Genomic DNA, 21,238 nt, shown 5'->3' on the forward strand with positions numbered 1-21,238 from the left:
AAGCTCTGCTGTTACGATAACAGCAGAGCTTTCTTTTAACCGCAGTTCGACAATATTCTTCTCGAATTTAACAATTTCTTTATGTTCCGTTAAATTTACTATAACATTCTTCCTTTATATTATTAGTATCGACACCTATACAGAAAGGGGACTCCACAATGTTAGCACCTTTACAGCAACAAAATACAAGAAAATTTTCACCTATCACAAACACTTCTACTTCTCGTTTAAACATACAACCTAATCCGCCCAAAATTTCAATTGCTCCTTCTGTTATATCTGTAATTGGTATTCATATACAGAAAAATAAGCTTAAAATAAAAACCGGACAAATATGAATTCCGAAGTCATCACCATCTATCCGAAAGGCGAGACAGTAACGATTACAGGAAAAAGTGCGGGAAGAGCAGTTGTTATTGTCACAACTGCTGAAGGAAAATTCCGCGACTTATGTGTCGTTCACGTACAACCTTATATGACAAATCCAAAGTGACATAAAGAGAGTGGATATGAATCCACTCTCTTACTTTATCCCGCTATTTGCGGGCAGTAAGACTCCCACCTCAAAATTCGGCTGGAGCAAAGAAGTTAGGTGGGAATCGGGCTAATAATCAGTGGGGGATGAACAAAACCCCCACTGATTAAAGTTTCACTTTATCTCAATCCCAGAATTTTTTCTTTTTAACAACAAAATAAATTCTTCTTTATTTCTTGGAGAAATAAGTTCTGTTTCATATGATCCGTATAGAATTTCTAATCGATCGAATGATAGTGCATGAGCTGCTATTGGATTTTTCGTATCTGAAATCCGCTTTATATCCCTTATAAGAATACGTTTTTTAACGAAACCAGATCTAATAGTAATCTCTTCTTCCCCTACAATATATTTTGTTGAAAACCAACTCCAAGAAAATAGTATTGCTAACGGAATTGTGAAAAACAGGAGGAAATATTCCCGCCCTGCAAATATTGGAGCGAAACAGGCGCCTAAAACAATGAAAAAGATTGGATATAACCATGCATCTTTTTTTGATGGAAATTCCATTACGCTCTCTCCTCTCTTGATTTAAGTCAATGAATTCCCCTCCTTCTCTTATTAAAATAAAAGTAATATTGAAATAGGAGGACGACATATGAATGAACGAAAGTTTGCCTTATTTGCTGGTGCTTCTCTTCTTATTATGGCATTCGCTGCATTTTTTTCTTACGGTTTTGTTCACGAAAATCTCATTGTACAAGGAGATTCGAGCACGACACTCCATAATATTCAAACTTCCAGTTCACTTTTCAAAGCAGAAATTTTTGGATGGATTATCATTTTCATTACGGATATTATCGCCTCGTGGGCTCTTTATTTCTTTCTAAAACCTATCCATGCTAGCCTCTCATTACTAGCTACCTGTCTTCGTCTTATGTATACAGCTATACTTGGGATTGCTATATTCAATTTAATATTTGTATTACTTCTTTCAAAAAGCACAGTTGCTCATTCAGAAGCATATACAATGTTATTTCTAGAAGCTTTTGAATACATTTGGTCTGTAGGATTAATCATTTTCGGTTTACATCTTCTCACCTTAGGATACGTAACCTTTCAATCTAAAAACATACCGAAAACTATTAGTATATTACTGCTCGTTGCTGCAATCGGCTATGTCATCATTAACGTAATGAATACGATATTTTCACAATATGATGCGATTATTTCCATTCTTAACGTTGTCTTTCAACTACCGATGATCGCAGGTGAACTAGGATTTAGTATATGGCTATTGCTTAGAGGTGGAAAAAACTCTACTGTTTGAGTCGTTTCTTAATTCTGCTTAATGATTCTGGCGTAATACCTAGATAACTTGCCAATTGATATTGAGGAACACGATGAATTAAATGAGGTCGTTTTTGTAATAATGATTTGTAGCGCTCTTCTGGTGTCGATGCAATAAATAATGTAAGTTCTTCTTGTACTTCACCAAAATTGTATTCAATCATTTGGCGCGTCATTTCTTCTAACTGTGAATATTTCTTATACATGTCCTTTTCACTATACAGATCGCCAACTACAACTATACAATCTTCTAGGCACGTTAACGTATGCGGGGATGATTTATCTTGTTTATGATGATTAAAATTTACGATTGCTTGTTCTTCTGTATAAAAATTTGATGTAACCTCTCTCCCTGCTTCATCTATACAGTGCTGCCTCACGCATCCTTTTAATACAAAATAACATTTAGACGGAACATCTCCTTGTCTTAGGAGCACTGTTCCTTTTTTATATTCTTCAATTTGTAATTCACTGAGGATCAGTTGCTGCTCTTCTTCACTTAATGTTGTAAAACTCTTCATATACTTCTTTAATATCTCTTCCATTTCTCTCCCCCTTCTTCACTTAAATTTCTATAAAACAAAAAGAGAAGTATCACAACTTCTCTTTTCTCCCCTAACATTATAATTCCTGTGTATACACCGGTTTGTTCACCACATTTTTTGCTGTTCGCTTTTGTTGCTGTAGTAAGAAAACAGATACACCAAACAATACGAGCATGCTACCGATAATTTGCATTGCGTTTAATTTCTCTCCAAGTAAGAAGAACGCTAGTATAGATGCCCCCACTGGTTCCCCTAGAATACTCATTGAAATTGTTGTTGCATTTACGTAATTTAATAACCAATTATTAATGACGTGTGACACTGTCGGTACAATCGCAAGTAAAAGAAAAATACTCCAATCCCACTTCGTATAGCCTGTAAATGGCACTTGAAGTATAACGTTATAAATCGCTATAAATATACCAGCGAAGGCAAATACAGTGAAACTATAAATCCAATGAGATACTTTCTTTACTGTCGTTTGTCCGATAAATAAATAACCAACAACTGCTATTACACTTAAAAAGGATAATATATCCCCATAAATTGCTTGCTCACTTAGCCCTAAATCTCCCCAGCCAATACACATTACGCCTAGTATCGCAATTCCCATCGTCGCAATTGCTGAATAGGTTGTTCTTTCTTTAAATAAGAAAAAACCTCCCACTAAAGATACGATTGGTTGAAGTGCTAAAATAATCGTCGAACTAGCAACTGTCGTATGCTTTAAGGATTCAAACCATAAAAGAAAATGAAGAGCTAAAAAGAAACCAGATCCAATTAAAAATCCCCAATCTTTCATTTGAATCCTACTAAACTCTTCCCGTTTTTTCCAAACGATAGGCAGCATAATAAGTACGATAATCCATAATCGATACATACTTAAAATTGAAGATGGTGCTGAGGACATCTTTGCAAAAACAGCTGCGAATGAAATTGCTATAATGGAAATTGCTAATGGTAGTGCGATTGATTTTTCTTGTTTCAAATCCTGTCTCCCCTCTCACCTGTAAAAAATCCCACTTCATTATATCCGTTTTCTTTCATAACTTAAATACTAATTTTTTAGATTCTTCGTACCATTATGGTAAAATAGAAATCAAGGCACCTATTAGTGATTATTTCTTTCCTTTTCACTACAAGCGTCGCTCTTACAATCATTACAGTAAATTTTTATTTAGGGGGATATACATGAATCAAACAATAGGGAGAATTGAAGAAATTTCATTTTTTAGTACATCACTTCAAGAGGAGCTTACACTTCTTGTTTATTTACCAGTAAATTACACACCTCTCCATAAGCATACGGTTGTTATTGCACAAGATGGTAGAGATTATTTTCAGCTCGGTAAAGCGCACCGTGTAATTGAGCGTCTTCGTGAAACTGAAGAAATCGACCGCACAATTATTGTCGGTATTCCATATAAAAATGTACACGATCGTAAGGAAAAATATTTCCCGAGCGATGTAAAGAATGCTGCTTACATTCGTTTCCTTGCTCATGAGCTTGCTCCATATATTGATGAAAATTATCCAACGTATCAAATGGGTAAAGGGCGCGTTTTAATTGGAGATTCTCTCGGCGGTACAGTTTCCTTCATGACCGCACTTATGTATCCGCATACATTTGGTAAGATCGTTATGCAATCACCATTTGTTGATGAAACAGTCATGAACTTAGCAAAAGATTTCAAAAATCCGGGGGCGCTAGATCTTTATCACGTAATTGGGACCGAAGAAACAGCTGTCAAGCGTACAGACGGACAAGTATCTGATTTCGTAGAACCAAATCGCGAGTTAAATAAACTACTTACAGATAGAAATTTCATCACGCATTATGAAGAGTTTGAAGGGAATCACACATGGAAATATTGGCAAGCAGATTTACCGAAAGCATTTTCTCATATTCTATCAATGAAATAATAGAGAGCGGTATTCAGAATAATTTGATATAATAGATAAAGAGATTTATTCTCAAAATCTAACTAGACTTGCAAAGGGAGGAATTGGAACATGAAATTAGGAATTGTAATTTTCCCATCAAAAATGATTCAAGATAAAGCGAACGGATTGCGTAAACGTTATGATCCACATTACTCATTAGTTCCGCCACATATTACATTGAAAACACCCTTTGAGACGCAAGATGATGAACAATTAGAATCGATTGTGAATGAGTTACATACAATCGCAAACAAAACGAACCCTTTCACCCTTCATGTTGGAAAAGTTGGTTCATTCGCACCTGTTAATAATGTTCTTTATTTTAAAGTAGAAAAAACACCTGAACTTACTTTCTTAAATGAAGAAATGCATAATGGTTTCTTTACACAAGAGCGCGAGTACTCTTTCGTACCCCATTTAACAATCGGTCAAAGCCTATCAGATGCAGAGCACGCTGATGTATTAGGTCGATTACGTATGAAAGATTTCTATTATGAGCAACCAATCGATCGTTTCCACCTTCTATATCAATTAGAAAACGGAACATGGACTGTACATGAAACATTCCATCTTGGAAAGGGGAACAACTAATTTGCACGCACAAATCGTACAAACAGACGAGCAGCTAAGTGATGCATTCTCTGTACGTAAACAGGTTTTTGTAGAAGAACAACGTGTTTCTTCTGAAGAAGAGTATGATGAATTTGAAGATACTTCGGCGCACGTTGTTGTATATGATAATGACATTCCAGTCGGTGCGGGCCGCTTTCGCATTGTTGATGGAGTTGGGAAAATGGAACGCATTTGCGTACTAGCCTCCCATCGCAAAAAAGGCATTGGCAAAATCATTATGGATGCACTTGAAGCGCATGCAAAAGAAGAGTCTCTACCGAAATTGAAACTCCATGCTCAAACACATGCTGAATTTTTCTATAAAAAGCTAGGATACGTGACGGCTTCTGATGTGTTTATGGAAGCAAATATCCCGCACGTCGTAATGATAAAAGAATTATAATTTTGTAGCAGGAGGTAGCCCCTCCTGTTTTTTACATTGCTATTTTCTTTTTCTTCCGCTAAAGTTAAATGTTGATGCTATAGTTTTGAAGGTGAATATATGACACAAGAAAAATTTTCACAAAAATCGTTAACACACGCTGGCATTCCGCAAGCGACGTATCATATTCCGAAAACATCTACCCATTTAATTAGGGAAGAAGATGCAGATGCGGCGTATTTCCGCGCTTTAGAACAGCAAGGTGTTTATTTAAATGAAAAACAGTTAGAAGCAGTGCAAACGACAGAAGGACCTGTCCTTACACTAGCTGGTGCTGGAAGTGGTAAAACATCTGTTTTAACAACTCGCGTTGGTTATTTAGTTAATGTAAAACATGTCCATCCGCGAAATATTTTGCTACTGACATTTACACAAAAAGCAGCTGAAGAAATTCGAAGCCGTGTAGCGAATTTACCCGGTATGAATCATGCCGCAAGTAACTATGTCGTTGCTGGTACATTCCACTCTGTCTTTTTAAAATTGCTTCGTAGTCAAGGATATAATCAGCAAATTTTAGCAAATGAAAAACATAAACAAATTATGATAAAGAAAATTTTGAAAGAATTGCGCTTAAAAGACGATTATGATGCCGAAACGATACTCGCTATGATTTCACTTGAGAAAAACAAATTGAATCGTCCGAAAGATGTAAAAGCGAAAACACCAGTTGAACAAGAGTTCAAAGAAGTATACGAACGTTTCGAAGAGGTAAAACAACGACACAATTATATCGATTTTGACGACATCTTATTAGAAATGTATTATATGTTAGAAAATAACGCTCCCCTGCTTACTCAATTACAAGAGCGTTTTCATTACATTGAAGTAGATGAGTTTCAAGATACGTCGTATGCACAATATGAAATTGTAAAATTGTTAGCCACGCCGAGAAATAATTTATTTATCGCAGGTGATGACGATCAAGCGATTTACGGCTGGCGAGGGGCAAGTCACCAAATTATTTTATCTTTTCCAAAGGAATTTGAAAATACAACGATTATCGCACTTAATACGAATTATCGATCTAATCCATTTATCGTCGGACTTGGAAATGAAGTTATTAAGCTCAATCAAGAACGTTTTGATAAAGAGCTATATTCTGTTCGTAACGATGGCATGCAGCCGTTTTATGCACGACCTGCGACAACTCTTGATGAAGCAAATCAAATTTTGCAACTCATTCAGGAAAAAGTAGATAGTGGTGAACGAAATTATAAAGATTTTTGTTTATTATATCGTACACATTCTGTAAGCCGTTCTTTACTTGATCAGCTTACAATTCACAAGATTCCATTTATTAAACATGGAGCGAGCCAATCGTTCTACGAACATTCTTTAATTAGGCCCGTTTTAGATCACTTACGACTCGTGCTTGAACCGTTCCGCCTCGAATCACTTTCAAATATATTACCAACAATGTATATTGGCCGTGATGAGTGCATTTCATTTATTGAACGTGAACAATGGAAATATGGTGAGGGCCGTTTTCCTTCTCTTCTTCATTTTCTATTACTAAACCCAAGCTTGAAACCTTTTCAAGTTAAAAAAGTAAATGAGCGAATCGATTTTATTAAGTTTATAAAAGAACTTGAACCGAAAAAAGCATTGAAAGAAATTATTCATGGTAAAGGAAAGTATTTAGAGTACTTACAAAGTAATGATCGTTCTTCCTTTACGATGCATAAGGACATACAAGAAGAAATGTTAGAAGAATTAATGGAATCAGCAACTCGCTTTACGGATATTCCAGCTTACTTACAATTTATTAATGAAGCCATTCAAGGTCAAAAAGAAATGGAAGCATTAAAAACAATGCCGCAAAAAGATACCGTATCGCTTATGTCGATTCATAACGCGAAAGGCCTTGAGTTTCCATGCGTCTTTTTACTCGGAGCAAGCGATGGTATATTGCCGCATACTTCTTCTTTAAAAGATGCAAATGACCGTGTGACGGAGACTTCTGAAGCATTAGAAGAAGAACGACGATTACTCTATGTCGCCATTACACGCGCAAAAGAAGAACTTTACATTTCCTCCCCGCAATTTTTCAGAGGAAAGAAACTAGATATATCTCGTTTTCTATATACTACGCAAAAAGATTTACCTGAAAAGACATCCATTAAATAATGGGTGTCTTTTTCCATATCACGATATGTACATCCCCTCTATATAAATTCCCTGTTTCTATCCTGAGAATTAACGTAATATCAATCATATCCCGTTCATATTGTAATAGTGTATGTCAGAACTCACGATAAGGAGTGAACATAATGAGCTGCAATTGTAATGAAGATCATCATCACCATGATTGTGATTTTAACTGTGTATCAAATGTCGTTCGTTTTATACATGAACTACAAGAATGCGCAACTACAACATGCGGATCTGGTTGCGAAGTTCCATTTTTAGGAGCACATAACACTGCATCAGTAGCGAATACACGTCCTTTTATTTTATACACAAAAGCTGGAACACCTTTTGAAGCATTTGCACCATCTGCAAGCCTTACTAGCTGCCAATCTCCAATTTTCCGTGTAGAGAGTATAGATGATGATGACTGTGCTGTATTGCGTGTATTAACTGTAGTTTTAGGTGATGGTACCTCTGTACCACCTGGTGACGATCCAATCTGTACATTTTTAGCTGTACCAAATGCAAGATTAGTATCAACCTCCTCTTGTATTACTGTTGATTTAAGTTGCTTCTGCGCTATTCAATGCTTACGCGATGTTTCTATATAAAACTGAATACTAATTTAAGCATGGATTGGGTGGCAGATGATTCTGCCACCCAATCCATGCTTAAAAGGTATTATTATGTATTTTTTATAAAATTGGGAACTTGTCTAGAACATAGAACCTGTCCTTTTCATTAACTAAAAGTAGAAACAGATAAAGGAGTGAAAAACATGTTCTCTTCTGATTGCGAATTTAATAACATTGATTGTGAGGCGAAACCAGCTAGTACACTACCTGCCTTCGGTTTTGCTTTCAACGCTTCTGCACCTCAGTTCGCTTCACTATTCACACCACTACTATTACCTAGCGTAAGTCCAAACCCAAATATTACTGTTCCTGTAATAAATAATACAGTAAGTGTCGGAGACGGTATTCGAATTCAAGTAGCTGGTATTTATCAAATCAGTTATACATTAACGATCAGTCTTGATAACGTTCCTACTGCACCAGAAGCTGGTCGTTTCTTCTTATCATTAGGTACACCAGCTAACATTATTCCTGGATCAGGTACAGCGGTTCGCTCTAACGTTATTGGTACTGGTGAAGTAGACGTATCCAGTGGTGTTATTCTTATTAACTTAAACCCTGGTGACTTAATTCAAATTGTACCAGTTGAACTGCTTGGAACTGTAGACATCCGTGCTGCAGCATTAACAGTTGCACAAATTAGCTAGTAAAAAGCGGTATTTCTTAATTGAAATACCGCTTTTTATTTTTACAATAAAAAACACTCACCGTAACATGAGTGTTTCATTCTTCATATTGTTTTATTGTATTCTTCTTTTTCCCACAGTTGCATCCCTTTTTTTTCACAAACCCTTGTTGCTGTAACTGTTCTTGATATGCCTGTTGGTGTGCTTGTTGCTGTTGCTGTATGTTATACCACTGCTGTAGATCATATGAATTTCGCCTTGGATTATTGCTCACAGCAAACATCTCCTCTACTGTCAATTCTGTCTATTTACTATATGAACAACTCTTTATTTCCGTTCCCGCATCCTCTTAAACTCCGCTTTTTCTAACATCATGAAGATTTATCACGATTGGTGCGGGCTAATAACAAGCGGGCAATGCCCCCACTGATTAGAGTTTCACTTTATTATTCTCCCATAAAATATCCTGTAATTGTTTCAATGATCGCTGCTGCACCTGCAATGGCTAATAATGCTAGTACAGGCTCTGCAACAATAGGAATCCATTTATATAAAACTAATAAAAAAGCACTAACCCACACACCTGTACACCAATAGCAGCTTAATAATTCTCCAATCCACTTTCTTAATCCTTTCCCTTTCACCTTTGTAAAAGTCGATACACTTCCATCAGGCTCTGTAATCTCTAACTCATCAATAAACGGTCTTCGCAAAAAAGCTGTAATTTTATCATAAACAATAAGACGAGTTAACCTAAATGCAGCTAGCGCAAAAATAAAAAATAAAAGCCAGCTTGTAAATAACATAATTCCACCTTCCCTATCCTCTTTAGCCTATTTAAAAAAAAAGGTCTTAAGATTGTGACCAAATCTCCCCCACTCCAATATCTTATTAATGTAAATACAAACAAGAAGATAAGGAGTGACATTAATGAGTTGTAACGAAAATAAACACCATAGCTCTTCTCACTGCGTAGTTGACGTCGTAAAATTCATCAATGAACTACAAGATTGCTCTAGTTCAACATGTGGTTCTGGTTGTGAAATTCCATTTTTAGGAGCACACAATACTGCAGCAGTAGCAAATACACGCCCTTTTATTTTATACACAAAAGCTGGAACGCCATTTGAAGCATTTGCACCATCTTCAAGCCTTACTAGCTGCCAATCTCCAATTTTCCGTGTAGAAAGCGTAGATGACGATAGCTGTGCTGTCCTACGTGTGTTAACTGTAGTATTAGGTGATGGGTCTCCTGTACCACCTGGCGACGATCCAATTTGTACGTTTTTAGCTGTACCAAATGCAAGATTAATCTCGACATCTACTTGCATTACTGTTGATTTAAGCTGCTTCTGTGCTATTCAGTGCTTACGCGACGTTTCTATAGTTAAGTAAACTAAAAAACTATTGGGGTGGTAGAAGCTTTCTACCACCTTTACATATTTAAAAGCCGGCCATATCAATCGATTTGATGTCTTCTATAGATAATCGAATATCTCTCATACTATTTGGTGGCATAATGGATACAATGCCATTACGGTAAGATATAATCGATCCTATATATGAGACGGTCGTCGTTCTTATTCTACATCTTACTTTTGGAATGTAATGAGGACGATTTAATAAAAAATGAATTTTTTCTTCATTATTCATATCCTTAAAGGATTTATTGTAAGGGACCGTTCTCACTTGCTCTTGTTCTTCTTGCTCTTGTTGTTTCTCTTGTTCCTCTTCTTCTATTTTTCCTTCTTCTATTTGCTGCTCCTCTTGTTCTAGCACCTCTTCCACAGCACTACTTACAACATTTTCGTTTCCATTACTTTTCTCTTTTCGGTCCTCATCTTCAAAATTCGTTAAAATAATTCTTTTTATTTTCGGTGCAGCAAGTTCCAAATTTACTTGCGCAATATATAACAACGGTTTTCCAACTGTTGAACTTTTATTTTTATTCTTCACACTCGTCCCTCCCACTTCCATACGTAGCTGAATAAATCGTGTACTATTATAGTTATATTCATAACGTGGCAAGAACTTTCGTTAAAAATCGTTCTTTCCAAGAACAAATAAAAAGGACAGTCTCAACATTTAGAGACTGTCCTTTAAAAATTATAATTACTATTATATTTACCCTAGGATATGATATCCTGAATCAACATGAATGTTTTCACCTGTTACTCCGCGTGCTAAATCACTGAATAAGAATACTGCTGTATCTCCAACTTCTTCTGGAGTCGTCGCACGACGAAGTGGTGCGCGCTCCTCAATTTCTTTTAAGATTGAGTTAAAGTCGCCTACACCTTTCGCAGATAACGTACGAATTGGTCCTGCAGAAATAGCGTTAACGCGAATGCCATGTTGTCCTAAATCGTTCGCTAAATATTTCACGCTAGCTTCTAATGAAGCTTTCGCAACACCCATAACGTTATAGTTTTTCACAACGCGCTCGCCGCCAAGGTATGTTAAAGTTAAAATATTTCCGCCTTCTGTCATCACTTTCTTCGCTTCTCTTGCTACAGCTGTTAAAGAGAATGCACTAATATTTTGTGCAAGTAAAAATCCATCGCGAGAAGTATCTACAAATTCGCCTTTTAAATCATCACGATTTGCAAAAGCAATACAGTGTGCAACACCGTGAATTGTACCAACTTCTTGCTTAATAGTTTCAAAGCAAGCTGTAAGTTCCTCATCATTCGTTACATCACAAGGTAATACAAGTGATTCTTGTCCTTCTAATGTTTCCGCTAGTTCACGAACGTTTCTTTCTAAACGCTCTCCTGCATATGTGAATATTAATTTTGCACCTGCATTATGCAAAGAGCGAGCAATTCCCCATGCAATACTTCTTTGGTTCGCAACGCCCATAACAACAAATGTTTTCCCTTGTAATAGTTCCATGATATATCCTCCCAGAAATACCTATACTTGTTATTAGTACCTGATACTATAATTATAGTACCATAAAACCTCTTAAAGGCAAACAAAAAAGTCACTAACATAAATTTGTTAATGACTTTTTGTTTCTATAAAAAACCTTTCTAATCCTTCTTCCCAAGTAGGCATTTGTAAAAAACCATTTAATCGTAGCATGTTATGTTGAAAGATAGAATATTTTGGTCTCGCAGCCGCCGATCCGAATTCTTCAGTTGAAACAGGTAATACATTCACTTTCATATTTGCATACGAAAATATTTTTTGGGCAAATTCAAACCAAGAACATGCTCCTCTATTGGATACGTGATACGTACCGTATAAAGAAGTGTGAATGAGCTTATTAATCATCATATTTAAATCTGCCACGTACGTAGGAGAGCCAATTTGATCCGCTACAACAGATATGTTTTCTCTCTCTTTTCCTAATCGTAGCATCGTTTTCACAAAATTATTTCCATACTTACCATACAACCACGATGTACGAACTATAAAATATTTATTATGTAACTCTTTTACGAACTGCTCTCCTGCAAATTTAGAAGCTCCATATATATTTATCGGTGCTGGATTATGAAATTCATGATAGCCATCCGGTTTGTCACCTGGAAATACATAATCGGTACTGACATACACTAACTTAGCCCCTACTAATTGTGAAGCAACCGCTACATTTCGAGCTCCAATCGCATTTATTAAGTAAGCAAGATCCTGTTCTTTCTCAGCACCATCTACCTTCGTATACGCTGCACAATGAACAATTGTATGTGGCTTTATTTCTTGTACCACTTGCTTAATTCGGGATATATTTGTTACATCTAATAACTTTTTATCAAATGGATATATGTCATATTCCTCAGAATTCAACTCTTCTTGTAGTTGCTTCCCTAGCTGACCGTTCGCTCCCGTTATGATAATCCGTTCTTTCATCTACATGCCCCTTACTTTTCTTTTAGTGGTTTCCACCAGTCCACATTGTTTTTATACCATTCCACCGTTTCTTTTAATCCTTGTTCGAACGTATACTTCGGTTCCCATTCAAACTCATTCTTCATTTTTTGTGCATCAATCGCATAACGACGGTCGTGACCTAAACGGTCTGTTACAAATTCAATATCTTTTTTCGTTTTTTCTAAAAGTTTTATAATTTGTTCCACAACATCTACATTTGTTTTTTCGTTATTTCCGCCGATATTATACACCTCTCCTACACATCCCTTATGCAAAACGGTGTCAATTGCACTACAATGATCCGTTACATGCAGCCAATCCCTTACATTCAATCCATCACCATATAATGGTAGTTTCTTTCCTTCAAGCGCATTCGTAACCATTAACGGAATTAATTTCTCAGGATATTGGTACGGTCCATAGTTATTAGAACAACGTGTTACAACAACTGGTAATTGATACGTTTCATAATAAGATAAGGCTATCATGTCGCTACTCGCTTTACTTGAAGAATATGGACTATTAGGAGCTAGCGGGGTTTCCTCGGTAAACTTTCCTGTTTTCCCTAAAGAACCGTATACTTCATCTGTTGATACTTGCACGAGTTTAATATGTGAATATTTTTTCACTAACTCCAACAGCGTGACTGTACCTATTACATTCGTATCATAAAAAGGAATTGGGTTTTCAATACTACGATCCACATGTGATTCAGCTGCGAAATTTACAATTACTTGCACGTCACGCTCCTTAACAACATGTTCCAGCAGCTCTCCATTTTGGATTTTCCCTTTTACAAATGAGTAGTTAGGATTTTCTTGAATAGACTTTACATTATTTAAATTCCCGCTATATGTTAATGCATCGTAATTAATGATTTTATATGTTTCATAGTTTTTTAACATATAGTGAATGAAATTACTTCCAATAAATCCAGCTCCACCTGTAACTAATATATTCATAAACAACTCTCCTACTTAAAAACTATCTTCATATTCCTGAAGTAATGGTAATATTCGATCCTTATCGGACAAGATAGGATTTGTTACCGGCCATGGAATTGATAATTCTTTATCTTCCCAAAGCAAACCGGAATCGTGATCAGCACTATAATACTCATCTACTTTATACATAACAATTGTATGAGGTACAATTGTACAAAAACCATGAGCAAATCCTTTCGGCACTAATAATTGCCTATGATTATCTGCGCTTAAAATATAACCTCTCCACTTTTTAAATGTAGGTGAATCTTTTCGCAAATCAACGATAACATCATATATTGCACCTTGCATAACTTGAATGAGTTTCGTTTGTGCTTTCGGATTTTTTTGAAAGTGTAGCCCTCGAATCGTCCCCGAATGCGCTGAATAAGATACGTTATCTTGCACAAATGAATGCGTAATCCCTAACGTTTCTAGCATCTTCTTATTATAACTTTCAGTAAAAAAACCTCGCTCGTCTTCAAACAATCTCGGTTCTAACAATTTCGCATCGGTAAAATTTGTTTCTACAACTTTCATATTTTCACCTATTCTCCATTAAACTGTTTCCCAAAGTTTATATCCCGCGCTAACGTATTCGCTCTTTGAAGAGAAGCATGCGTTCCCGCATCAGTCCACCAGCCGCTCATTTCATTATAAGTAAGTACTCCTCGTTTTAAATACCAATTATTTATATCTGTAATTTCAAGTTCCCCTCTTGCGGAAGGTTTTAATTCTTTTATATAAGAAAAGACTTTCGAATCATACAAATAAATTCCCGTAACAGCATAAGAACTTTTCGGCTCATTCGGCTTTTCCTCAATTTCAATTATTTTTCGGCCTTGAATATGCGCTACACCAAATCGCTCGGGATCTTCTACAGATTGAAGCAGCACTTTAGCCCCTTCTTTTTGACTTGCAAACTCTTTAACATACGGGCGAATATCATCTGAAAAGATATTATCTCCTAATATAACTACCATCCGATCATTTCCTACGAAATCTTCACAAAGTCCTAGCGCCTGCGCAATCCCGCCCGCCTTATCTTGCACACGATACGTAAAGGATACACCAAACTCTTGACCACTTCCTAGAAAGCTCACAACATCTCCCATATGCTCTTTACCTGTAATAATCATAATATCTGTAATTTCACATCGCTTCAGCTTATATACCGCATGATAAATCATCGGATACCGCCCAACGGGAAGTAAATGTTTATTCGTTACTTTCGTTATTGGATATAATCTCGATCCTGTCCCGCCTGCTAAAATAATCCCTTTCATCCTTCATCTCTCCCTTATGATGGAGATAGCACCTCTTTATAATGTTCCACAAAAATTTCCCGGTATTTCTCATATGTATCCGCATCAAACTCATCTCCGTTGTAATGAATACACCATAGATTTGCTTGATTAGGGATACCAATTAAATATCCAGCCTTTTGAAATTCTAAAGACTGTGACACATCATAGAAATGGAATCCTTGAAACAAATCCTCTCGCCACGGAATATCATACTGCGTTGCCATGAGTAAACCATCGATTGCTTGCACTGACATAAAAGATTGATTTCCATAAAACCCCTGATCCAAATTTAATAATTGATAATTCTGTCTTCTGTACTCAATCACTTTCCCTACTAAATTTTTCCCTTCCCACCATATCCCGTTACTCGGTAAAAACTGAGCACCAGCTACTCCAATTAAACCAAGCTTTTCATTTTCTTTAAAAAGAGAAATGAGGGTACAAAACATATCACGATTAATAAGGTAAGTATCTTGATGTATATATACTTTATATTTCGCCGGATATGAAAGTGCTCGATTGTACGCACTTGCCATACTTTTCGCATCTCGTATCGGAAAAATTTGCACTACATAGCCAGGGGGAACAACAATGTTTCTTATTTGCCTTTCGCATTGCTCGAAAAGCTCTTCATTATTTACACAAACAACGACTAATATTGTATGATCTTTCATTTTGTAGCCCTCTATTCTTCCTTATTCACATCTGACATATAGTTCTCTACAAATACTTTTCTATACTTTTCATAGTTCGTCATATTTACATCGAAATGATAATGAATACACCAAGCATCACGCTGCACAGGGACACCGACTGTATACCCAGCTTTTTTAAATTCAAAAGATTGGGATACATCATAAAAATCAAACCCATCAAATAAGTCCTCTCGCCACGGAATATCATATTGTGTCGCCATCAATAAACCGTCAATACATTCCACAGGAATAAATGTTTTCGATTCATGAAATGGTTGCTCTAAACTTGCCATATAAAACAAATCGTTCATATAACCAATGACTTTCCCGACAATCCCACGCCCTTCGTTCCATACACCATTTGGAGGAACATATTGGGATCCAACCATCCCAATCATCCCAAGATGTTCATGCTCCTCAAATAATTGAATTAATCCGTATAGAAAGGCTCCATTTATAATAAAGACATCTTGGTGTAAATACACTTTATACTTCGCTGGATGTGAAATGGCTTGATTGTATCCGCTCGTCATACTTTTTGCATTTCGAATCGGCATAAATTGTATAGTATACCCAGGAGGTACTGCCAATTTCAATATATGTCGCGCACATTGTGCATACAATTTCCGATCATTTATACATGTAACAAATAGTATTGTTTTTTCTGCAGCACTCATAATTGTGATTTTTCTGCTTCAATAATATATTGAAATACAACTGTCTCAGCCATGAAGCCACTTCCAAGACGATACTTTTTACAAATTCCATATAACTCTTCAATAAGTGGCTCATATATTTTATGATCAACATATACACGATCTACTTTACTAATAGAATATCCTGCTTTTAAAAACATTCTTAGCATTTCATTAAAAGTAAAGAAACGAATATGCGTTTTATCTAATAAGCCATATTCTGTATACGTCCAATTTCCAGCGAGTAAGGGAGCTAATACTGAAATGTGCGCAACGTTTGGTATGCTAGCTAAAATCACACCATTTTCTTTTATATATGGCTTTACTTTCTTTATGACAGCCCACGGATCAAATAAATGCTCTAATACATCCCCGAATATGACACAATCAAATTGTTCCTTCTCATAAGGAGGATCCATTGTTTCTATATCACCTAAAATAACATGATCTAGTTTTTCTTTCGCTTTTTCGGCAGCCTCTGGGAACGCCTCAATTCCTGATACACGTGCTCCATTTTCTTTTATAGCCGCTCCTAATGCACCGCTCGAGCAACCAATATCAAGAACTTCTTGCCATTCCTTTTTTATATGCTTGAATAAATTAGGATTTATCGCATTATAATAATGTTCAGATTTTTCTTCGTATAAAGAACTTTTCTCCCGATTCATTTCACACACTCCTTATGCAAATTGAATTTGAAATATAAACAAAAGATATTCTACAAAGGATGCCATCTCTATTGGTTGCATTACCGATACTCTAATATATAGCCATTCTACTATCATTAGAATAGCGACAAGTCATTTCCTAAAAATAGAACAAATTACATTTTATATTGTTTATCATAGACGCCTCTAAAATATTTACGGTTATATTCAATCGCAGCATTATTCGGAACATAAGAAGCTGCCAATTCATTATAATAATAAGCTTTATCTTGATCTCCTAATCTGCTATAACAAATACACATTTGTAAATATGGAATCCACGTATAACTAGCCGGACTGTGAAAAGGACTATCCTCTGCTAGCGGCACTTCAGTTGCTAGCTTAAACCAAAATATCGCTTCATTATACTTTTGTTGTTCCATATATATATATCCTATTCTTGTACAATTCTCTCCTCTAGGAATACCATAACGAAACGACTTCGTACAAGTTTCAACTGCCTTCTCCCAGTCTCCTAACTTCGCATAACAATCTCCTAACTTACCACATGCATAAATTTTCTCTTCATGCCATCCTTCCTCTTGATTAAGAAATGTTTCATACAGAAGAACCGCATCGTCGTATTTTTGATTATCCATAGATTCATTACCGTAATAAAATAAATCTCTCGGGCTTAATTCTTCTCCAGCTGCTACAGCATTTTGAAAAATTTTCAAATTACGATTCGTTATTTCTTTTTCTTTCTTATGTGTAATGGCGACATTACTATTGTAAATCTCACCAGAAACAGCTAAATACTCATGCACCTTTCCAAACCATTGAAATTGTTTTTCACGCTTTACAAGTCGATATCTTCTTGTGCAATATAAAGGTTTCCCATTAGAATCCATTACAAGATAATAAGGCATAGAAACAGCGTCAACTTTACCATCTAACTCTCGTTTTAATGTTTTCAGTGATTCTTGAGCTTCCTCTAATAACACATCATCAGCATCTAACCATAATATATATTCTTGCGTTGCTTTTGAAAACGCAAAATTTCTAGCTGCCGCAAAATCATCAATCCACGGAAAATCGTGTATGTTAGAAGTGTATTTTGCTAAAATTTCCTTCGTTCGATCAATGGATCCTGTATCAACTACAATAATTTCATCAACAATTTTTTCTACCGCGTCCAAACATCGATCTATTGTATTTTCCTCATCGCGAACAATCATACATAGACTAATTGTAATTCCTTGCTTGTTCAACATAATCACCCTCTTCCAACTCAATCATATGTTATACATACAATAAACTTTCCATTTTTTTAACTTGTTCAAGCTATTTAAGATTTCTTTTTAATAATTCAAATGTCCGTGTCATTTTCTTGCGATTTTGCATCTACTATATAATGAAAGCTTTATGGAGGTGAATTTATGTCAAATAATAATTATTCAGATGGCTTAAATCCTGATGAATTCTTATCAGCTAGTGCATTTGATCCTAATCTTGTAGGTCCAACTTTACCACCAATACCACCGTTTACACTTCCTACTGGGCCTACTGGGCCTACTGGGCCTACTGGACCGACCGGGCCGACTGGACCGACTGGGCCGACCGGGCCGACTGGACCGACTGGGCCGACCGGGCCGACTGGACCGACCGGGCCGACTGGACTGACTGGGCCAACTGGGCCTACTGGGCCTACTGGAGACACTGGCGCAACTGGACCGACTGGGCCTACTGGAGACACTGGCGCAACTGGACCGACTGGGCCTACTGGAGACACTGGCGCAACTGGACCGACTGGGCCTACTGGAGACACTGGTGCAACTGGATCCACTGGTGCGACTGGACCGACTGGGCCTACTGGGCCGACTGGGCCTACTGGGCCGACTGGACCATCTGGATTAGGACTTCCAGCAGGATTGTATGCATTTAACTCTGCTACAATTTCTTTAGCTCTTGGAATTAATGATCCTGTACCGTTTAACACGGTTGGATCTCAGTTTGGTACAGCAATTTCTCAATTAGACGCTGATACTTTCATCATAAGTGAAACTGGATTCTATAAAATTACTGTTATCGCATATACTGCAGCAGTAAGTATATTAGGTAGCCTTGCAATTCAAGTGAACGCCGTTAATATACCTGGCGCTGGAACAAGTTTAATCTCACTTGGAGCGCCTCTCGTTATCCAGGCAATTACACAAATTACAATAACGCCATCAATGGTTGAAGCTGTTGTTACAGGACTTGGATTATCTCTAGCTCTTGGTACGAGTGCATCCATTATCATTGAAAAAATCGCTTAATTTTTTACTTAGCAGTAAAACTTATATAAGTTTTACTGCTTTTTCAATTATGAATTCAAGCATGAAACTTTCACTATCTACATAATCATATTGTTGTATGACATTTCGCAGGAGGCACCTAAATGGAAAATAAATCTGCTGTCCAGCTTTATCTCGAGTTATTAAAGAAAACAATTTTGTTTGAAGTATGGCTAGAGTATGAGCCATATTTACCTGCTTCGTTACATATATCTAAGGAACTTCCATATGAACCAGTTACCGTACCACTTCCTTTATTCATTAAGCAATATGCTGAAAACCATAACTTGAAAATTGTGAAACCAGATGTTTTAAAAAGTGAACGTCAAGATGGGATGGATTGGCCAAGAGCAGCACACAGTATGATCGGCCGGGAACGAATGAATCAATTACATGAAGCACTAGAAACAGTTGTCCGTGAAAATATAGAAGGTGATTTTATTGAAACAGGTGTGTGGCGCGGGGGATCGTGCATTTTTATGAATGGTTTTTTACAGGCAAATAACATTACTAATCGTAATGTGTGGGTTGCAGATTCATTTGAAGGTTTGCCAACACCGAATTTAGAACACTATCCGAAAGATTACGGAGATTATTTACACTCTTTCGATTACTTACGCGTTTCTTTAGAACAAGTACAAGAGAATTTTAGAAAATATGATTTATTAAATGATCAAGTAAAATTTTTAAAAGGCTGGTTTAAAGATACTTTACCAACAGCACCAATAGAAAAAATTGCAATTGCACGCCTTGACGGTGATATGTACGAATCCACAATGGATGGTCTCGTGAACTTATACGATAAAGTTTCTAAGGGCGGCTATATTATTATTGATGACTATGGACTACCAGCTTGTGCAGAGGCCGTGACAGACTTTAGAAATCAAAGAAACTTAAAAGCTCCTATTACTAAAATTGATGTATTCGGGGTTTATTGGCGAAAAGAATAGGGCGAAACTTTATTCAGTTAGGGTTTCTCCACCTCACACTAATTATTAGCCTTCGCCAATAGCATGATAAATAAAAACAAAAGCTCCCATTACTATTTCCAGTTGTTCTAGGGAGCTTTTTACATATCGCAACAGTTCTAATATCGTTTCTCCTCCCACTATAAAATGTTAGCTGCATATTAAAAATGTTGGTTCCCTATTTACTACAAGGAAGGAGTGAAATTATGAGCGAGCTTGAAAAAAAAATCGCATTAATCCCACCTCCCGAACTCGTCCAATATGTAGGTGGCGATTTTCAAAAGGTTGGAAAAGAATTCATAAAGCATTTTATTCAAATTGGTAGTTTAAAATCCAATGAAACAGTGTTAGATGTAGGTTGTGGTGTCGGTCGAATGGCGGTTCCATTAATGAATTACTTAAGTGATGATGGAGCTTATTATGGATTTGATTTATTTAAAGATGGCATTACATGGTGCAAAAATAATATTTCAGCTGCCCGTAGCAATTTCCATTTTGAACACGTTGATATATATAATCAATTCTACAACCCAGAAGGAAAAGAAGATGCTTCTCAATACAAATTTCCATATGAAGACGATTCATTCGATTTTATTTTTTTAACTTCTGTATTTACCCACCTCCTTCCGAAAGAATTAGAACATTACGTATCTGAGATTGTACGTGTTCTAAAAAAAGATGGGAGATGTTTTATTACCTTCTTTCTCATTAACCCTGAATCATCCTATTACTTAAATTCAGGGCTAAGTACATTAGGTTTTTATCATCAAATTGAAAATTGTTATGTTGTGAATAAAGATATTCCTAATTTCGCAGTTGCCTATCCTGAAGAAGATATCCGCATCTTATTAAATAAACATGGCTTAGAGGTAATCAATAAACCGCATTATGGTTTATGGTGCGGCAGAAATGAGTATACAAGTTATCAAGATATCGTTCTTACAAAAAAAGCTTCTGAAAGGTAGTTTC

At 36.4% G+C, this 21,238-nt stretch carries 26 protein-coding genes and 1 pseudogene; 12 read left to right on the plus strand and 15 right to left on the minus strand.

Annotated features, from left to right (window positions below; all coding sequences use genetic code 11):
• Positions 1-158 precede the first annotated feature (158 nt).
• A pseudogene (locus ACE38F_RS21835) lies at positions 159-493 on the plus strand (Ig-like domain-containing protein).
• Between the two features lie 156 nt (positions 494-649).
• Here the strand turns inward: ACE38F_RS21835 and ACE38F_RS21840 are convergent.
• A complete protein-coding gene (locus tag ACE38F_RS21840; protein WP_215555599.1) occupies positions 650-1,045 on the minus strand; it encodes a PH domain-containing protein in 396 nt (131 codons plus the stop codon).
• 88 nt (positions 1,046-1,133) lie between these two features.
• On the opposite strand from ACE38F_RS21840, the gene ACE38F_RS21845 reads away from it, so the two are divergent.
• Positions 1,134-1,805, plus strand: coding sequence for a DUF4386 domain-containing protein (locus ACE38F_RS21845; protein WP_375369901.1), 672 nt, complete (start codon positions 1,134-1,136; stop codon positions 1,803-1,805).
• Here ACE38F_RS21845 and ACE38F_RS21850 read toward each other — a convergent pair.
• Together ACE38F_RS21850 and ACE38F_RS21855 are read right to left on the minus strand one after the other, a co-directional pair.
• Positions 1,795-2,370: a Crp/Fnr family transcriptional regulator gene (locus ACE38F_RS21850; protein WP_341307402.1), complete on the minus strand. Its 576-nt coding sequence runs from the start codon at positions 2,368-2,370 to the stop codon at positions 1,795-1,797. The two genes, ACE38F_RS21845 and ACE38F_RS21850, sit on opposite strands and share 11 nt — an antisense overlap.
• A 76-nt stretch (positions 2,371-2,446) precedes the next feature.
• Positions 2,447-3,358: a DMT family transporter gene (locus ACE38F_RS21855; RefSeq protein WP_215555596.1), complete on the minus strand. Its 912-nt coding sequence runs from the start codon at positions 3,356-3,358 to the stop codon at positions 2,447-2,449.
• Between the two features lie 203 nt (positions 3,359-3,561).
• Here ACE38F_RS21855 and ACE38F_RS21860 point away from each other — a divergent pair, with 203 nt between their 5' ends.
• From ACE38F_RS21860 to exsF, 6 genes are all read left to right on the plus strand, one after another.
• Positions 3,562-4,293, plus strand: a complete 732-nt coding sequence (locus ACE38F_RS21860; protein WP_375369903.1) for an alpha/beta hydrolase — start codon at positions 3,562-3,564, stop codon at positions 4,291-4,293.
• Between the two features lie 90 nt (positions 4,294-4,383).
• Positions 4,384-4,905 carry a YjcG family protein gene (locus tag ACE38F_RS21865; protein ID WP_215555595.1) on the plus strand — a complete coding sequence of 174 codons (522 nt, stop codon included), beginning with the start codon at positions 4,384-4,386 and terminating at the stop codon, positions 4,903-4,905.
• A 1-nt stretch (position 4,906) separates the two neighbouring features.
• On the plus strand, positions 4,907-5,329 hold the full coding sequence (locus ACE38F_RS21870; RefSeq protein WP_215555594.1) for a GNAT family N-acetyltransferase: 423 nt from the start codon (positions 4,907-4,909) through the stop codon (positions 5,327-5,329).
• Between the two features lie 99 nt (positions 5,330-5,428).
• The gene (locus ACE38F_RS21875) at positions 5,429-7,495 is read left to right on the plus strand and encodes an ATP-dependent helicase (RefSeq protein ID WP_375369905.1); all 2,067 of its coding nucleotides are present in this window, start codon (positions 5,429-5,431) and stop codon (positions 7,493-7,495) included.
• Between the two features lie 143 nt (positions 7,496-7,638).
• Positions 7,639-8,109, plus strand: coding sequence for a spore coat protein CotY (cotY, locus tag ACE38F_RS21880; RefSeq protein ID WP_113769138.1), 471 nt, complete (start codon positions 7,639-7,641; stop codon positions 8,107-8,109).
• Positions 8,110-8,276: 167 nt separating this feature from the next.
• A complete protein-coding gene (gene exsF / locus ACE38F_RS21885) occupies positions 8,277-8,780 on the plus strand; it encodes an exosporium protein ExsF (RefSeq protein WP_002011391.1) in 504 nt (167 codons plus the stop codon).
• Positions 8,781-8,856: 76 nt separating this feature from the next.
• Here the strand turns inward: exsF and ACE38F_RS21890 are convergent, their stop codons facing one another.
• Positions 8,857-9,042, minus strand: a complete 186-nt coding sequence (locus ACE38F_RS21890) for a hypothetical protein (protein ID WP_061674949.1) — start codon at positions 9,040-9,042, stop codon at positions 8,857-8,859.
• Between the two features lie 163 nt (positions 9,043-9,205).
• A complete protein-coding gene (locus ACE38F_RS21895) occupies positions 9,206-9,565 on the minus strand; it encodes a DUF1360 domain-containing protein (protein WP_000899658.1) in 360 nt (119 codons plus the stop codon).
• A gap of 124 nt (positions 9,566-9,689) precedes the next feature.
• On the opposite strand from ACE38F_RS21895, the gene exsY reads away from it, so the two are divergent.
• Positions 9,690-10,154, plus strand: coding sequence for an exosporium assembly protein ExsY (gene exsY / locus ACE38F_RS21900; RefSeq protein WP_199674944.1), 465 nt, complete (start codon positions 9,690-9,692; stop codon positions 10,152-10,154).
• Positions 10,155-10,202: 48 nt separating this feature from the next.
• Here exsY and ACE38F_RS21905 read toward each other — a convergent pair whose 3' ends face one another.
• The 10 genes from ACE38F_RS21905 to ACE38F_RS21950 form a co-directional block, all read right to left on the minus strand.
• Positions 10,203-10,736: a spore coat CotO family protein gene (locus tag ACE38F_RS21905; RefSeq protein WP_375369933.1), complete on the minus strand. Its 534-nt coding sequence runs from the start codon at positions 10,734-10,736 to the stop codon at positions 10,203-10,205.
• Between the two features lie 147 nt (positions 10,737-10,883).
• Positions 10,884-11,654 (minus strand): enoyl-ACP reductase FabI, encoded by a 771-nt coding sequence (gene fabI, locus ACE38F_RS21910; protein ID WP_002011384.1) that lies wholly within the window; start codon positions 11,652-11,654, stop codon positions 10,884-10,886.
• A gap of 108 nt (positions 11,655-11,762) precedes the next feature.
• Positions 11,763-12,617, minus strand: a complete 855-nt coding sequence (rfbD, locus tag ACE38F_RS21915) for a dTDP-4-dehydrorhamnose reductase (RefSeq protein ID WP_375369906.1) — start codon at positions 12,615-12,617, stop codon at positions 11,763-11,765.
• An 11-nt stretch (positions 12,618-12,628) separates the two neighbouring features.
• Complete coding sequence (rfbB, locus tag ACE38F_RS21920; protein ID WP_375369907.1) at positions 12,629-13,600, minus strand: dTDP-glucose 4,6-dehydratase; 972 nt, start codon at positions 13,598-13,600, stop codon at positions 12,629-12,631.
• Between the two features lie 15 nt (positions 13,601-13,615).
• The gene (rfbC, locus tag ACE38F_RS21925) at positions 13,616-14,161 is read right to left on the minus strand and encodes a dTDP-4-dehydrorhamnose 3,5-epimerase (RefSeq protein ID WP_199674946.1); all 546 of its coding nucleotides are present in this window, start codon (positions 14,159-14,161) and stop codon (positions 13,616-13,618) included.
• A gap of 8 nt (positions 14,162-14,169) precedes the next feature.
• Complete coding sequence (locus ACE38F_RS21930) at positions 14,170-14,907, minus strand: sugar phosphate nucleotidyltransferase (RefSeq protein WP_215555590.1); 738 nt, start codon at positions 14,905-14,907, stop codon at positions 14,170-14,172.
• Positions 14,908-14,921: 14 nt separating this feature from the next.
• Positions 14,922-15,602, minus strand: coding sequence for a glycosyltransferase family protein (locus ACE38F_RS21935; RefSeq protein ID WP_063217379.1), 681 nt, complete (start codon positions 15,600-15,602; stop codon positions 14,922-14,924).
• 11 nt (positions 15,603-15,613) lie between these two features.
• The gene (locus tag ACE38F_RS21940) at positions 15,614-16,300 is read right to left on the minus strand and encodes a glycosyltransferase family protein (protein ID WP_002140852.1); all 687 of its coding nucleotides are present in this window, start codon (positions 16,298-16,300) and stop codon (positions 15,614-15,616) included.
• Positions 16,297-16,986 (minus strand): class I SAM-dependent methyltransferase, encoded by a 690-nt coding sequence (locus ACE38F_RS21945; protein WP_375369909.1) that lies wholly within the window; start codon positions 16,984-16,986, stop codon positions 16,297-16,299. The genes ACE38F_RS21940 and ACE38F_RS21945 overlap by 4 nt, the downstream gene beginning before the upstream one ends.
• A 155-nt stretch (positions 16,987-17,141) precedes the next feature.
• The gene (locus ACE38F_RS21950) at positions 17,142-18,239 is read right to left on the minus strand and encodes a tetratricopeptide repeat-containing glycosyltransferase family 2 protein (protein ID WP_375369910.1); all 1,098 of its coding nucleotides are present in this window, start codon (positions 18,237-18,239) and stop codon (positions 17,142-17,144) included.
• A 165-nt stretch (positions 18,240-18,404) separates the two neighbouring features.
• On the opposite strand from ACE38F_RS21950, the gene ACE38F_RS21955 reads away from it, so the two are divergent.
• The 3 genes from ACE38F_RS21955 to ACE38F_RS21965 all read left to right on the plus strand — a co-directional run bounded on the left by ACE38F_RS21955 (position 18,405) and on the right by ACE38F_RS21965 (position 21,234).
• Positions 18,405-19,283, plus strand: a complete 879-nt coding sequence (locus tag ACE38F_RS21955) for a BclA C-terminal domain-containing protein (RefSeq protein ID WP_462782390.1) — start codon at positions 18,405-18,407, stop codon at positions 19,281-19,283.
• 122 nt (positions 19,284-19,405) lie between these two features.
• On the plus strand, positions 19,406-20,251 hold the full coding sequence (locus tag ACE38F_RS21960) for a TylF/MycF family methyltransferase (RefSeq protein WP_375369913.1): 846 nt from the start codon (positions 19,406-19,408) through the stop codon (positions 20,249-20,251).
• A 224-nt stretch (positions 20,252-20,475) separates the two neighbouring features.
• The gene (locus ACE38F_RS21965) at positions 20,476-21,234 is read left to right on the plus strand and encodes a class I SAM-dependent methyltransferase (RefSeq protein WP_215555584.1); all 759 of its coding nucleotides are present in this window, start codon (positions 20,476-20,478) and stop codon (positions 21,232-21,234) included.
• Positions 21,235-21,238: the final 4 nt, after the last annotated feature.

Source organism: Bacillus altaicus (assembly GCF_042136375.2).
GTDB classification, from domain to species: domain Bacteria; phylum Bacillota; class Bacilli; order Bacillales; family Bacillaceae_G; genus Bacillus_A; species Bacillus_A cereus_U.